Annotated in this window: 14 protein-coding genes; 8 read left to right on the plus strand and 6 right to left on the minus strand. The window is 56.3% G+C overall.

All coding sequences use genetic code 11. The features are described from left to right. The first annotated feature begins 140 nt into the window (after nt 1–140). The 4 genes from HMPREF0573_RS05040 to HMPREF0573_RS05055 all read left to right on the plus strand — a co-directional run bounded on the left by HMPREF0573_RS05040 (nt 141) and on the right by HMPREF0573_RS05055 (nt 4,204). Nucleotides 141–827 (plus strand): TetR/AcrR family transcriptional regulator, encoded by a 687-nt coding sequence (locus HMPREF0573_RS05040; protein WP_236585819.1) that lies wholly within the window; start codon nt 141–143, stop codon nt 825–827. A 445-nt stretch (nt 828–1,272) separates the two neighbouring features. Next, nucleotides 1,273–1,794: a 50S ribosomal protein L10 gene (rplJ, locus tag HMPREF0573_RS05045; protein WP_004007414.1), complete on the plus strand. Its 522-nt coding sequence runs from the start codon at nt 1,273–1,275 to the stop codon at nt 1,792–1,794. A 107-nt stretch (nt 1,795–1,901) separates the two neighbouring features. Then, entirely contained in the window at nt 1,902–2,291 is a 390-nt protein-coding gene (gene rplL / locus HMPREF0573_RS05050; protein WP_004007413.1) for a 50S ribosomal protein L7/L12, read from the plus strand. A 218-nt stretch (nt 2,292–2,509) separates the two neighbouring features. Beyond that, on the plus strand, nt 2,510–4,204 hold the full coding sequence (locus tag HMPREF0573_RS05055; protein ID WP_004007412.1) for a methyl-accepting chemotaxis protein: 1,695 nt from the start codon (nt 2,510–2,512) through the stop codon (nt 4,202–4,204). 72 nt (nt 4,205–4,276) lie between these two features. Here the strand turns inward: HMPREF0573_RS05055 and brnQ are convergent, their stop codons facing one another. The 4 genes from brnQ to HMPREF0573_RS05075 form a co-directional block, all read right to left on the minus strand. After that, nucleotides 4,277–5,725, minus strand: coding sequence for a branched-chain amino acid transport system II carrier protein (gene brnQ / locus HMPREF0573_RS05060; protein WP_004007411.1), 1,449 nt, complete (start codon nt 5,723–5,725; stop codon nt 4,277–4,279). Nucleotides 5,726–5,994: 269 nt separating this feature from the next. Next, the gene (locus HMPREF0573_RS05065; RefSeq protein ID WP_013189087.1) at nt 5,995–7,179 is read right to left on the minus strand and encodes a site-specific DNA-methyltransferase; all 1,185 of its coding nucleotides are present in this window, start codon (nt 7,177–7,179) and stop codon (nt 5,995–5,997) included. 62 nt (nt 7,180–7,241) lie between these two features. Continuing rightward, nucleotides 7,242–8,561 carry a HAMP domain-containing sensor histidine kinase gene (locus HMPREF0573_RS05070; RefSeq protein WP_004007409.1) on the minus strand — a complete coding sequence of 440 codons (1,320 nt, stop codon included), beginning with the start codon at nt 8,559–8,561 and terminating at the stop codon, nt 7,242–7,244. A 3-nt stretch (nt 8,562–8,564) separates the two neighbouring features. After that, nucleotides 8,565–9,242 carry a response regulator transcription factor gene (locus tag HMPREF0573_RS05075; RefSeq protein WP_004007408.1) on the minus strand — a complete coding sequence of 226 codons (678 nt, stop codon included), beginning with the start codon at nt 9,240–9,242 and terminating at the stop codon, nt 8,565–8,567. Between the two features lie 323 nt (nt 9,243–9,565). On the opposite strand from HMPREF0573_RS05075, the gene HMPREF0573_RS05080 reads away from it, so the two are divergent. From HMPREF0573_RS05080 to HMPREF0573_RS05095, 4 genes are all read left to right on the plus strand, one after another. Further along, on the plus strand, nt 9,566–10,240 hold the full coding sequence (locus tag HMPREF0573_RS05080; RefSeq protein ID WP_013189088.1) for a Maf family protein: 675 nt from the start codon (nt 9,566–9,568) through the stop codon (nt 10,238–10,240). 116 nt (nt 10,241–10,356) lie between these two features. Next, nucleotides 10,357–10,719, plus strand: a complete 363-nt coding sequence (locus tag HMPREF0573_RS05085) for a GntR family transcriptional regulator (RefSeq protein WP_013189089.1) — start codon at nt 10,357–10,359, stop codon at nt 10,717–10,719. Beyond that, nucleotides 10,712–11,446, plus strand: coding sequence for an ABC transporter ATP-binding protein (locus tag HMPREF0573_RS05090; RefSeq protein WP_013189090.1), 735 nt, complete (start codon nt 10,712–10,714; stop codon nt 11,444–11,446). The genes HMPREF0573_RS05085 and HMPREF0573_RS05090 overlap by 8 nt, the downstream gene beginning before the upstream one ends. Continuing rightward, complete coding sequence (locus HMPREF0573_RS05095; protein WP_013189091.1) at nt 11,436–12,275, plus strand: hypothetical protein; 840 nt, start codon at nt 11,436–11,438, stop codon at nt 12,273–12,275. Before HMPREF0573_RS05090 ends, HMPREF0573_RS05095 begins: the two co-directional genes overlap by 11 nt. Nucleotides 12,276–12,349: 74 nt before the next feature. Here HMPREF0573_RS05095 and HMPREF0573_RS05100 read toward each other — a convergent pair whose 3' ends face one another. Beyond that, on the minus strand, nt 12,350–13,504 hold the full coding sequence (locus HMPREF0573_RS05100; RefSeq protein WP_004011163.1) for a 5-(carboxyamino)imidazole ribonucleotide synthase: 1,155 nt from the start codon (nt 13,502–13,504) through the stop codon (nt 12,350–12,352). A 1-nt stretch (nt 13,505) separates the two neighbouring features. After that, nucleotides 13,506–14,039 carry a 5-(carboxyamino)imidazole ribonucleotide mutase gene (gene purE, locus HMPREF0573_RS05105; RefSeq protein ID WP_004008972.1) on the minus strand — a complete coding sequence of 178 codons (534 nt, stop codon included), beginning with the start codon at nt 14,037–14,039 and terminating at the stop codon, nt 13,506–13,508. Between the last annotated feature and the right edge of the window lie 329 nt (nt 14,040–14,368).

The following is a 14,368-nucleotide window of genomic DNA, read 5'->3' on the forward strand; positions in this document are numbered from 1 at the left end:
AAGTGTTCCTTTTCCGGAGTTGAAATGAAGTCACTTTGCTTCGGGAATTATATTACGCCCTATTGGACAGGTGTTCAATAGGGTATTGTGTTATTCTCATTTTGTTTCGGGCTGTCTCAGGGTTGTGCCACAATGCTTTTGTGGCGAGAAATGAGCCTTTGAACTTTCCGAGTGGAGAAGTAGTGATGGATCCGCGCTATGCCCGCGCGCGAGCCAATCTGAATGAAGCCATTTTGCGTCTCTGCGCCACGCGGGCTCCAGAAGATGTCTCCGTGTCAGAACTAACGAAAACTGCGGGCGTGTCTCGAGGGACGTTTTACGCTCACGCCTCCAGCCCCGCCGAACTTTTAGCCAAGTGTTTACTGGCAGAAATCCACGAGTTCTTCCCGGCTATCGGTCAGCTACTCCGTGCCAGCCGGGAAAACTACCTGTTGCGCTGGCGCGAAATTTATATCGAGCTGCTGGAGCATATTGCCAGTCACGCCGAAGTCTACGGGCATATTTTCCTCGACGTGCCCTCGTCGGGAACGCGCGGCTATTTCAGCGACTATTTTCACCAATACCTGCGTCGCTACGTCCTGGATTACGTGACTTATTCCGGAGAAAACAACGGTGAGCTTTGGATAGAGATGGCTGCCGAGCAGCAGGTGCAAAATACTTTCGTAATTATTCGCTCCTGGCTGCAAAACGAAATGAAAACCAGCCCGGAAGTCGCCATTAATACTTTCATGAGTCTGGCTGCCCCCTGGCAGTTCACCAAGTTCGACCAACCCGGTACCACTTTAAACCGGCGGCGTCACGCCATTGAGCAGCTTCTGCACCCCTAGCGCGGACACGAATGACCGATTTCAACACAGATTCAGGGTTATCTTCATCTCTCGTTTTGGTAAAAATGCAGGTGGTGGCGATTTCGCTTTCGTGAAAGGGATGTTCGGCGGGGTGAAAACGGTCGTTGGTGCCAAGCATTCCACTAACTCCAGCAACCGGAGTTGCCTAGTGGCAAGCTCCGCGTGCAGATACCGTAATTTGGCTCCAAGCGGGCAATGTGCTAGCCTGAACGAGCCTAAGACCGCCGGTCCGAACGGATAATTCAGCGATAGCTGAGCCTGCGCAGGAAACGATAAGCGAATCATGAACGGTACCCACCGACCTTCTGTGGCAATAAAACCCAGAAAACGGACGGGAACCGTATCTGTACGCCCCGGCTCTTGCGCGCGGGGCTTTTTTATTGCCCGAATCCCGTGCAGCCGGCTAAAAACGGAAGGAGGGCTCATGGCAAGGCCTGATAAAGTCACAGATGTGCAGTCTCTCGCGGCATCCGCGAAGGACTCCGCCGCTGTTATTTTGACCGAATACCGTGGTCTGACCGTAAAGCAGATGAAAGAGCTGCGTACCTCGCTCGGTACGGACGTGCGTTACTCCGTAGCGAAGAACAAGCTCGCGAAGCTGGCTATGAAGGAAGCTGGGCTGGAAGGTCTCGACGAATACCTCGTGGGACCGACCGCGATTGCTTTCGTTCCTGCCGATGGCGATGTCGTTAGCGTCGCTAAGGCTCTGGATACCTTTGCGAAGGAAAACAAGGCGCTGGTTTTGAAGGCTGGCATCATGGACGGGGAAATCCTCGACACCGATGCGGTTAAGAAACTCGCTTCCCTGGAATCCCGCGAAGTTTTGCTGGCGAAGTCCGCTGGATTGCTCAAGGCGCTGCAAACTCGCGCTGCCGGGCTGTTCCAGGCTTCGGCCTCCAAGACGGTTCGTACCATCGACGCCTACCGCGAAAAGCTCGCGGCCTAAGGCGCTTTACTTTAGACCTAGATTCAAAGAAAAAAGCGCTCGCATCAGCGAGAGCGACGCCCGGTGTGCAGGAATCACCAGGTGGATAAACCGAAAGGATGCCAAAAATGGCGAAAATGACTGTTGATGAACTGATCGACGTGTTCAAGGATATGACCCTGATTGAGATCTCCGACTTCGTGAAGAAGTTCGAAGAGGTCTTTGACGTGACCGCTGCTGCTCCGGCTGCTGTAGCCGTGGCTGCTGCTCCGGCTGCTGGTGGCGACGCTGCTGGTGGCGAAGAGCAGACCGAATTTGACGTCGTGCTCGAGAACGCTGGCGCCTCCAAGGTTCCGGTTATCAAGGTTGTCAAGGCTCTGACCGGTCTGGGCTTGAAGGAAGCCAAGGACCTGGTTGATGGCGCTCCCAAGGCCATCCTCGAAGGTGCCAAGAAGGAAGACGCTGAAAAGGCCAAGGCTGAACTCGAAGAGGCCGGCGCTACCGTCACCTTGAAGTAGTCACATTTTCGGAGTGCGCGGCACTCCGAAAACCGTGATTTGATAGTACATATAAAGCAAGCACTGCACGGAATTGCAGTGCTTGCTTTATATGTATGTGGTTAATTTTTTGAAATAAATAGCAAAGCGTTGCAGTCGGGTTATTATGAGCTATCGGTTATGCCATGATATTGCTCGCGCCGTGACTTTGTTACGGGGCGCGCAATAAAAACTGACCGATGGTAAGAAAAATAAAGTCTAATAATCCAACAATCAACGATAGGAATTACGCTATGGAATCAGGAAGTTCTGAAGCGCCAGCAAAGAGGGTAAGCACAAAGATTCAGCGAAACTTATTTTCGAATCTAAAGCTGTCTGCCAAGTTCACCACCGTTATTGCTGCCTTGTTGGCACTGATGGTAGTGCTCTCGGGATACTCTATTGTGAAACTCAACACCCTAGGCGATGACGCGGACCGCTTGCTGGCTGTCAGCCAGTTCTCGCGGTCAATGGCAGCCATGGATGCCACCCTGATTTCGACCCGTTCTGATGTGTTGCTAACTTTAGGCTTACCTACTCCTGCCGAAAAGAATAAGTTCCATGAAGCGTTCAAGGCTAAACAATCCGATGTGGAAAAAATGCGTCAGGAAATCACTTCTAACCCCATCGCGCAAACTGTGCCAGAACTCGATGAATACTTTGCCGCAATCGACCACTGGCAAAAGGTATTGGAAGACGAACTGGTATCAGCCGCCCTTGTGGACGACCGTGCTCTCTACTCGCAGCGTCTCCAGGGTGAGTCGTATCAAAATGCGCGCCAAGCCTACTATGATGCCTATAACACCATCACCGAACGCTTTACCGCGCTGGAGCGGGAGCGGAAGGCCGATGTGGACTACACCCGGCTCAGTTCCATTATCATCATCGGCATATTGTTGGCACTGGCGTTAGCAATCGGATTGGCACTGGGGATATTGCTGTACCGGGTCATAAGCCGTCCGCTACAGCTGGTTAATGATGTCGTCGCGGCGATGGGTCACGGTGACCTCACGCAACGCACCGCTTATGAAGCCCGCGACGAAATGGGTTCGATTTGCCAGGGAATGGACCGCTCGGTCACTGAAATCGGCGAGTTGATTACCCAGTCTGCGAGCTTGACTGGCAATGTCAATGCCACCGCGATGGATTTGGCGCGGGAAGCTGATGAGTCTGCGGCGGCAGCCGTACAAGTGCGTTCCGAAGCCGAATTGGTTAGCAACGCTGCGAATGAAGTATCCCAGTCAATTCAAACCGTTGCTGCCGGGGCAGAAGAAATGGGTGCCTCCATACGCGAAATTTCTGCCAATGCTAACGATGCTGCGCGCGTCGCAGGTGAGGCTACCGCGGTTGCGGCAGAAACCAGTCAAGTGGTGGAAAAGCTGGGCGAATCTAGCAAGGAAGTTGGTGAGGTCATCCGTGAAATCACGGCTATTGCCGAACAAACTAACCTGTTGGCCCTGAACGCGACCATTGAGGCTGCCCGCGCGGGCGAAGCCGGTAAAGGCTTTGCCGTGGTGGCAGGGGAGGTCAAAGATCTCGCGGCACAAACAGGGGCCGCTACTGAAAATATTGGTGCGCGAATCACTCAAATCCAGCAGGATACCGAGGCTGCGGTCAGTGCCATTGAGCGGATTTCAGTGATTATTTCCAGCATCAACGATTACCAGACCACAATCGCTGCCGCGGTGGAAGAACAGTCTGCCACTACCAACGAAATGTCACGTTCCGTTCAGGACGCGGCCGCTGGTGCCGGTCAGATTGCCGAAAATATTGCCTCGGTGGCTCACGGTGCAGATAATTCCTCGGCAGCTTTGCGACGAATGGTAGACCAGACCAAAGAGCTGGCAAACCAGTCAAGAGGTCTGCAAACAGAGATGGAAAAGTTCCGTTTCTAACTCACCGCCGTTTGATTTAGGTAAATGTGTGGGGCTCTGCCGGTCGGCAGAGCCCCACACAGACATTTAGATTTAGCCTTCGACAGGCAGGTCGTCTTTCTCTGAGTCCCGGTCGGGAATCCCGGTCGGAGTCTGGGACATCGGCAATTTGGCCACATCAATGGGGTGCAGCAGGTCAATGGCGATACCGACCGCGACCCCAGCGAGAGCGGGGGTCAGCCAGCCCATCTGCACGTCGCCCAGCGGAAGGACATGCAAAACATCTTGCAAAGCCTGCTGCCAGCCGGTGACGTGCTCCCAAGCCGGGAGCTTGAAAGTAGAGATGGCTTCAAAAATCCCGATTAGGGTGGCTACCCAGGCGGAGAGCCGGTAGGTCCAGAACAGCTGGCGTTTCATGGTGTAATCCAGCAGGGCGATCATAATCAGGCAGATTGCCGGAGGATAGGTCGCCAACCCAATCGTCACCACGATGGCGAGGATGTTCTCGAGACCCAGATTAGCCACCAGCAGGGAAATCACCACGTGAATCGCCAGCATAGCGGAACGGTGTACCTTCGGGAGCAAATCGCAGAAGTACTGAGTTGAAGCTCCCATCAGCCCGGTAGCGGTGGTCAAGCATGCCAGGAACACGATAATCGAGAACAGGCTTTGTCCGATTGGTCCGAAAATCATTTGCGCCGCCAAGGACAGACCGGCTGCCGGGTTAGCAATCTCCTGATCCGCTACGCGGGTACCCACAAATGCCAAGCCCGTGTAAACGATAGCCAGGGATGCTCCCGCAATACCCGCAGTAAAGGTCGTCGCCCGGAACACGGAACGCTTTTCGTTGTAGCCGTGAGCGTGCAACTGGGTGATGATGACCACCCCGAACACCAGGGATGCTAGAGCGTCCATCGTGCCGTAGCCGGTAATCAACCCGGCAGTAAAGGGCGAAGCCTGATAGGACGGATTGGGGTGAATCGTTTCGACACTGGGCAGTTTAAACATGGCGATGGCAATCATCACCAGCAGCAAAATCAGCAGCGCCGGGGTCAGGTACTGTCCGATGCGGTCCAGCATCCGATCGGGGCGGTTCAACAGAATCAACACGATGGCAAAGAAGATCAGCGAGTAAATAAACAGCCCGACGTGATTCGCGGCGTTATCCCCGGTCTGGGTTCCCAAGCTGGTCAAAGGGCGGATAGCCATCTCCCAAGATACGGTAGCCACGCGGGGCATCGCGTAACACATCCCACAAAACAGGAATACCGCGACGGTCAAAATCAGCCCCGGAATGTGCCCGATGCGGTCGGCAATTCGCCCCGCGCCGTAAGCGTCGGTGGACGCCGCCATCATCCCTGCCACGGGGAACAGCACTCCCGTCAGCAAAATGCCGATGACTGCGGGAATTACATTGGCGCCCCCGCTGACGCCGACTTGGAAGGGGAAAATCAAGTTGCCCGCGCCGAAAAACATGGCAAACAGGGCAAACCCGGAAATTAAAAGGTAGGTGTCGAAGCCTTTACGGCTGGGAGAATTCATACTATGACCTTCCTTAATGGTGGCAAACTATTTAGACTTTCTTGGGAATCAAGCCTAGCACAAGTCGGATTTACCACGTATTTCCCGGTTTTTCACAGATTTTTAGGGTTTCTGCACCAAGGCGGGTCGGGGGCGGGGGGAATCGTGGCAGTACACGGTCGTGGCAGGTCGGAGTTCCGCGGGATACCGCCGAAGGCTGTGCCCGAGGGGATGGTCATAAGGGTGTTCACAAGGGTGCCGGTGAGCACTGCGGGGATGGTCGGGGATGGTTACAGTGTCGTTTCTCGGAAAGGGACGTGGGCGGCTCGCAGCCGCGCGGCTGTCAGGTCAGCAATAGTGTCGAGTCCATGCTCGCTAGCGGGGGTGGATTTAGCCGAGCTGAACGTCTCTTCCAGTTGAATCAACACAAACCGTCGCCCCGTGGTGTGTGCCGCCTGCCCGGTAGTGCCCGAGCCGGCGAAGAAATCCAGGACCGTATCGCCGGGGCTGGTGGCGGCCTCGATGAGGACTTGTAGCAGCTTCGTGGGCTTTGGAGTTTCAAACAATCCGCCCAGACCCAGACGCTGTAGTTCCCGCTGTCCTGAAATTGTCGAGGGTCCGATAACCAGGTCTTTCAGGGCAGTTTCGTGAAAGTTACGGATTTTGGTATAAATCTTTAGATGGCGATGTTCCCCCCGTCCGCGCACCTGAAATTCCAGGTCTGCGTAATCCCGTTCCACTTTCGCCCGCGACCAACGCCACGCGTGGTACTTGAGTCCCGGTTTCGCATTTGGATGAGGGTGAGCGCAAATCCAGCCGGCAGCAGCCAGTTCGGGGTCCGCCGCCCCGACCTCACTGGTGCGTACCGCCCCGGTCTGGGGATGATAGAGAATATCGAACACCATCGAGGGGGCAGTGACCTCGTTGAACTTTGAGTTCGTGTTATACAGCTCATTCTTGGTGACATACTCCCCGCGCGCATCATGCTTTACCTGGCGCTGGGGCAGGTGGTATACGGCAGGCATGAGTTTTTGCAAAAGCTCGGTGCGACCGCGGAGCTTGCCGACCTGCGCAGCGTCACGGGCATAGGTCAAGATGTACTCGTGCGTTCCGGCAGGACCTGCCCCCAGCTGGCGACCTTTCAAGTTAGAGACCCACACGAAGTTTCCAATTAGGTTTTCGGTGCCAAAAGTGCGGTCCATCTCCAGTTTCAGCTCACACAGTTGGTTAAAGTCAATCGAGATAAAGATGAGACCGTCGGGGGTCAGGATTTCGCGGGCTGTCGCCAGCAGCGGGTGCATCATCGCAAGCCACTCGTCCTTGGCGCGCCGATCGTGGTAGGCGAAAGTGTTTCCGGTGTTATAGGGCGGGTCGATGTAAATCATTTGCACACGTTGCCCAGCCTGGTGCAGCGCCCGCAAACCGGTCGCGGCATCGGCACGCAACAGCCAGTTACCTTCCCGAAAATCATCCACAAAAAAATCCTATCCAGGGAAACGCCCTTTACCGGGGAAAATCGCCGCAGAAACCGGGAAAGTCAGAATCGGCGCTTGGGATGGGAGACGGAAATAATGGCACCCTGGGGCAACACCTTGTTCGGATCCAGAGATGCCGGTACGGTGGCGACAAAAGCCTGGAACGTCGGGGGTCGGCGCACAATGAGTTCGAGTTTCCCGCCGTCCGCCTCAATGAGCTGCTTCGCCAGCGCCAAGCCAATCCCGGTCGAACCGTGTCCCGAAACGCCCTTCTTAAAAATATCCGGGGCGATTTCGTCATCCACCCCCGGACCCTCGTCGCTGACCTCGAAATACATGCCCTTCTTGTTGCCACTCATCTTCGCGCGCACGGTAGTCGTGCCTGCCCCGTATTTCAACGAATTCTCCAGCAGGGTGGCGATGACCTGACCGAGTGAACCGGGGGTAGCCAGGGCGGGACGGTCCGTTTCATTACGGAACACCAGCGGGCGATCCGCCGCTCGGAACTGGTTTTCCCACTCGTTTTGCTGGTGTACCAGGAATTCGTCCACGTTAATCGCCTGGGTGGTGCCCCCGCCTGCGTTCTGAGAGTTACGTTTCAGGTCTTCAATCACGCCGGTCAGGCGTTCCAGCTGGTCCAGGCACTGTTCGGCTTCTTGCTGTACCTCCGGTTCGCTGCTGATCATCTGGATTTCTTCCAGTCGCATAGACAGGGCAGTCAGCGGAGTGCGCAGCTGATGGGAGACATCCGAAGCGAACTGGCGCTCCGCGGCGATACGTCCTGCCAGATTTTCACTGGCACGAACCAGTTCGTCTTGCACCAGGTCGATTTCTTCAATACCGGAAGGGGTTACCCGCGGACGTACCCCGCCAGAACCGAGCTGTTCGGCTTGGGCAGACAGATAAATCAACGGTGCTGAAATCCGACGGGACGACCGCATCGCGATAAACGCGCCGACAAATACTGATGCTGCCACCCCGGAAAGAGTCACCAAAACGAACACCACAGAACGTGAACGGGCGTTGTCTGACGAAGAAATTACCGTCAAAGTGGCACCCGTGGCAGTCTCGACTCGGGAGACCAGCGGAAACACCGGGCGAGTCCCGAAGCTTAGGTCGCGCCCGTCGTGAGTGGTGACTTCCACCCTGGTGTCGGCAGCGCGTCCCGGCCACAGCCAGCTCGCTATGGTGACATCAGTCACGTAGTGCCCGGTCAGGGAAGTGCGATCCAGAGCCAGAGCATACTGTTTAGCTGCTGCGTCAACATCCGCGCGTGCCGAGTCCCACAGCTGATTAACGGCGAAAGCTGCCAAAGGTACACCCAGTAGCAGCACAGCAATTGTTACCGCGCTGAGGATAGAAACCAGGATTTGCTTGCGCAAGGGCTAGGCAGTTTCAAAGCGGAAGCCCATGCCGCGCACTGTGGTGATGTAATGCGGATTGTTCGCGTCATCACCGAGTTTGCGGCGCAGCCACGAGACGTGCATGTCCAGGGTCTTGGTGGAACCCGACGGGTCCCCGCCCCACACTTCCCGCATGATGGCTTCCCGCTCCACGACCGCGCCAGCCTCGCGCACCAGCACTCGCAACAGTTCAAATTCTTTCGCGGTCAGCTGTAATTCCCGTGTACCCTGGAAAGCACGATGAGCGGAAACCTCAATGCGCACGTCCTGTGCGGAAAGGTCACTTTCCTCAGTGATTTCCCCGCCAGAACGCCGCAGCAGTGCCCGCACGCGAGCCAGCAGCTCGCCCAGACGGAACGGCTTGGTCACATAATCGTCTGCCCCAGCATCCAAGCCCACCACCATGTCGACTTCGCCGGTACGCGCGGTCAGAATCAGAATCGGAATGGTGATACCTTGGGCGCGAATCGTGCGTGCCACATCCAGACCGTCCATGTCAGGCAGCCCCAAGTCCAAAATCACCATGTCGGAGTCATTGACTTGTTTCAGGGCAGAACCGCCTGTAACGTGCGCTCCGACCTCGTAGCCTTCCCGCTGTAGAGCGCGAGTCAGCGGTTCCGCGATGGCGGGATCGTCTTCGACTAAAAGGACTCTGGTCATTCCTGTTCCTCTGCTTTCGTGTTTATTCCTCCCGGTTCTGTTCTCTCTTCTTTGACCGACACTCTGGAATAATGCGGGTGCTCATAAACTGGGAGATTATGGAAACTCTAAGTCATCATCGCATAAAACTTTACCCTTTTTTGACCCGTTGCGCTATTCAACGGAACGCTTAATTTTAACAGTAGTTTTCCGCATTTTCGGTGCGTCCAACGGCGCGATGTCCGCCGGTAGTGGATGCTGGGTGCATCAGGGCTGAACTGCGGGAACGTCTGTGGTGCTGGCTGGGTTGCGGCGATCTAAACCCGCGCGATTAAGCTAGAGGCATGGAAAAATCTGATTCTGTAAGGGGTACTGCTGCGGTGAGCTTGGTGTTGGCTTCCGCTTCGCCGGCGCGACGCAAAGTGTTGCAGGGGGCGGGGTTGTGCCCGGTGGTGCAGGTTTCTCACGTGGACGAGGATACTCTGCTGACCAAGCTGCGCGCCCAGGGGGCTGATCCCGCAGCGCAGGTTTTGGCTTTGGCGCAGGCAAAAGCGCGGGCAGTAGCGGGGGAACTCGAGACGTCGCTTTCGCCGGGTGCGGACACCTTGTTGGTGGGCTGTGACTCCATGCTGGAGTTTCATGGCGAAGTGTTGGGTAAACCCCATGATCCGGAGGTTGCCTTCGCGCGGGTGCGCGCCCTGTCGGGAGATTCGGGGGTGTTGCACACCGGACATTGGGCGATGCGTTTGCGCAGCGAGGCAGCCGAACCGGTTGCAGAAGTAGGGCGCACCGAGTCTACCGTGGTGCATTTTGCGCAGTTCAGCGAGGCAGAGGTCCGCGCCTATGTGGCTAGCGGGGAACCGCTGGAAGTCGCTGGCTCGTTTACCATTGACGGTTTGGGCGGGGCATTCATTAGTGGCATCGAGGGTGATCCGCACAATGTCATCGGGATTTCTCTGCCCTTGTTGCGAAAACTGGCTGGCGAACTGGGGATATTCTGGCCCTCTCTATGGGGCTAAGTTGAATCCCCCTCTATTTACCCCGGAAAAAGTTTCCCCTTGACAGCTGTGTGATGGTGTATTAGTGTTGTAGTACACAAACATGGTACCGCGTTTGTTTAGGTAAGGAGAAGCTGATGGATTTTGATACTGGAACGCCCATTTGGCGTCAGTTACTTGACGACTTCTCACGGCGCATCACCAGCGGAGCGTGGGAGCGGGGTTCTCAGATTCCCTCTGTGCGCGATTTATCCGCCGAGTACGGGGTCAATCCCAACACTATGCAAAAGGCGTTAACCGAGCTGGAGCGTACCGGCTTGGTTGCTTCGCGCCGGGGCTTGGGGCGTTTCGTCACCGAGGATATCCGGGCTGTCCGGGAACTTGGCAAGAATCTGGCGAAAACCTCCGTGCGCAACTTCATAACAGACATGAAAACTTTGGGACTAAGCCTCAGCGAAGCCCAAGATCTGTTGAATAGTCAATGGAAAGGACGTGATTGAGATGCAACCCTTAGTGGAAGTGTCCAACCTCACCAAACGTTATTGGGGTATCAAAGTAAACGGGGTGACAAAGCCGGCACTGGACCAGCTCACCCTTAACTTGAATGCCGGAAAAATCATCGGTTTGCTGGGTGAAAATGGCTCCGGCAAGACCACCCTGCTAAAAATCTTGGCAGGCGTACTGGAACCCACCAGCGGGCAAGTCCGCATTGGTGGTCAAGAGATCGGGGCGAAAACCAAAGCCATGACCTCTTTCCTGCCTGATGCCGCCTGGCTGCCCGAATCAATCAGCGTAGCAGCGGCTATCAACCGGCACGCGGATTATTTCGCGGACTTTGATGCGAGAAAAGCCATGGAACTGGTGGAATTCCTGGGGCTACAACGCCGCCAAACCACCAACCATATGAGCAAAGGGATGCGTGAAAAACTGCAGCTAGCGCTGATAATGTCACGCTCCGCCCGACTTTACCTGCTGGATGAGCCGATTTCGGGAGTGGACCCGGCGGCGCGCCAAGCCCTGCTGGACACCATTGTGAAAGGGTGGAACCCCGAAGCGACTCTGTTTATTTCCACCCACCTGGTTACCGACATTGAGCCGGTGCTGGACGAAGCCGTATTCCTGCACGCGGGCAAACTGTTCAAACAGGGCGAAGCCGATGAGCTGCGGGAAGCCTACGGTATGTCCCTGGATCAAATCTTTAGGAAGGAATACTCCCATGTTTGCTAAGTTATTCAAGCATGAAGCCAGGGAAATGGGCTGGCAACTGTTGCTTTATCTGGTTCTTGGCTTGGCGGTGGTGTTTGCCTCGGGGCTGTTGAGCCTCACTAACCTAAGTTTCCTGTCGGTAACGGGGACCACCCTCGGTACCGTGGTGTCAATCATCATTCCTTTCCTCGTGTTTATCACGGGTTCCAAGTATTACTACCAGACCACCTACGGGCAACGCGGCTACTTTACAAACACCTTGCCCGTCTCGAGTGGAATCGTGCTGGGGACGAAGTCCCTGTGGCTGTTTATCGCGGTTCTGCTCAGCATTTGTTGGAGCTGCCTGGCGCTGACTTGGGTTATCTTTACCCAGATGGCGGGGGCGGCAGGCGCCAAGCTAAGCTTTGGCGACAAATTCGTGGCGCCCTGGGAAGCCATCGGGAAACTCCTGCAAGGGGCTCCCGTAGTTCTCATCGTCTTCATAATCGTGACCTTGCTGCTGACAGCTGCACAGTTTGTGCTGTGGGTGGTGTGCTTTTCCGCCCTAGCCAATCGTTTCGGATTCGCTTACCTGTCCACCAACAAAGCGGTGACCATCAGCGCCATTCTCATCTATGTGGTTTATGAAGCGGTGTTGGCTCTGTTTACTTTCCTGGTGCCGGTGACGTTGCACATTACGAGTTTGGCAGGTGACGCCAAGGCAAAGCTGCTTTTCGGCGCTATCCTCTCGCGGACTAACGAGGGGACTGGCATATTCCTCCCGCTGGGAACGCTGAGCATGATCCCCCTGCTGATTATCGGCTACTGGTTTGCCCACAACTCGCTGTCTCGACACCTGTCGTTGCGCTAGTCGGGTGTTTCATAGTGGCGGCTCGGTATTCCGGACCGCCACAACTTTTTAGGGTCACCAGGTCGGGGCGCTGGTTACTTGCCCATCAGCAGGTTAGCGGCCGCGCGGGCGGAGGAAAGCTCCAGGTCAGGGTCGGTGCCACAGACGTTGACGTGACCAAGTTTGCGCTTCGGGCGGTTACTCTTGCGATACAGGTGAATCTTGGCTTCGGGATATTTCTCCATCACTTTCGTTACGGCTTGGGCAGGGTCCTCCAGTTTGCTGCCCAAGACATTAGCCATCGCGGTGTAGGGGGCAGTGCGGGAAGTATCGCCCAACGGCAGGTCCAAGACCGCCCGCAAATGCTGTTCGAACTGGGAAGTTACGCACCCGTCTTGGGTCCAGTGCCCGGAGTTATGCGGACGCATCGCCAGCTCATTGATGTACAGGTGGTATTTGCCATTGGGAGTTTTCACCAGGAACATTTCAACCGCATAGACTCCGGTAATATCGAGCTCCACGCCAATCTGGCGCGCCAATTCCTCGGCTTGGTCAATGATGTCCACCGGAATCTGAGCCGGTTCCAAAACAGCCGCACATTGTCCCTGTTCCTGCCAAGTTTGCATCGGGATATAGGTGCGCAGTTCCCCCGAAGCGCGCCGTGCTGCCATTACCGCCAGCTCGCTGCTGAAAGGAACCCTCTGCTCGACCAGACATTCGATGCCCTCATCCAAGCCCTCTCGCCAGGTCTTGAACTCGTCCAAACTGGATACCAGGCGCACCCCACGTCCGTCATAACCGCCGTGGCTAATTTTTGCCACCAGCGGCCAACCGCAGCGTCGACCCACATCCTTGACCGCATCCAAGTCTGCCCCATTGGCCCAAGCGGGCATGGGTAGTCCCAGCTCGCCCAAACGCTGACGCATCGCCAGCTTGTCTTTCGCATAGAGCAGTGCGGATTGAGCCGGTCGAGCCGGGACACCAGTCGCGGCGGCGACATCGAAAACCGTGTCCGGAATCAACTCGTGCTCGAAAGTCACCACGTCAGCCCCGTCCAGCAGTTCGCGCAACGCTGCGGGGTCATCAGCAGAACCCACCACCGTCTCCGGGCACACGAAAGCAGCCGGATCCGAGGGGGAGTCAGCTAAAACTCGCAGGCAAAATCCCAGCTCACCGGCTTCGGTAGCCAGCATTCGAGCCAGCTGACCAGCGCCGATACACGCCACCACGGGCGGATGATAGGTGGTCAACTCAGTTCTCCTCCGTGTCCATCACGTTCTTTAAGGCTTCGCCCTTGTCGATAGCTACCTGACGCAGCAGGGCTTGATACTGCAACATGCGTTCGCGCATCTGTTCCGCCTGTGGTCCTTCTCCGGCGCCCAAGATGCGGGCAGCCAGCAGGGCGGCGTTCTTCGCGTTGCCGATAGAAACGGTCGCGACCGGCACGCCGGAGGGCATTTGCACGATAGACAGCAGGGAATCCATGCCCTCCAAGTGTTTCAGCGGTACCGGCACCCCAATGACCGGTAGCACGGTAGCTGCCGCCAGCATCCCCGGCAGGTGCGCTGCCCCGCCCGCACCGGCAATAATCACTCGCAAACCGCGCTTTTCCGCTGAAGTGCCGTACTCCAGCATGTCGATAGGCATCCGGTGAGCTGACACCACCCGAGCCTCGAAAGGAATTCCAAAGTCGCGCAGCACCTCCGCGGCAGCCGACATCGTCGCCCAATCGGAATCCGAACCCATCACCAAGCCCACCAGGGGCGTTTCTGCAGCATCGCTCATGATGTCATTCTACCCCGCCGATTTGCCGCCCGGTGCGGAGATTGCGCCATTCCTCCCCGCGCTCTGTTGGTTACCGCGCGAGCCATAATCTGGTTGGGCATCACAAGGGTTGTGGTTTGGGGGCGAGGTGTCGCTCGCGCCGTAATCTGGCTGGGCGTCGCGAGGATTGCGGTTTGGGCAGGGGTTTATCCGAGTGTTGTTAGCTGGGATTCGGGTGTGGATAGAGGGTTGTGATTTTGGGCGGGGAGAGCGAAGGCGGAGGTACTCGCAGGCGACACTAGGGGGTGAGGAAAATGCTATGCTCCGCAAGCATTTTCCGAGGGGGGTCT

The sequence above is a fragment of the Mobiluncus curtisii ATCC 43063 genome (assembly GCF_000196535.1).
Lineage (GTDB): Bacteria > Actinomycetota > Actinomycetes > Actinomycetales > Actinomycetaceae > Mobiluncus > Mobiluncus curtisii.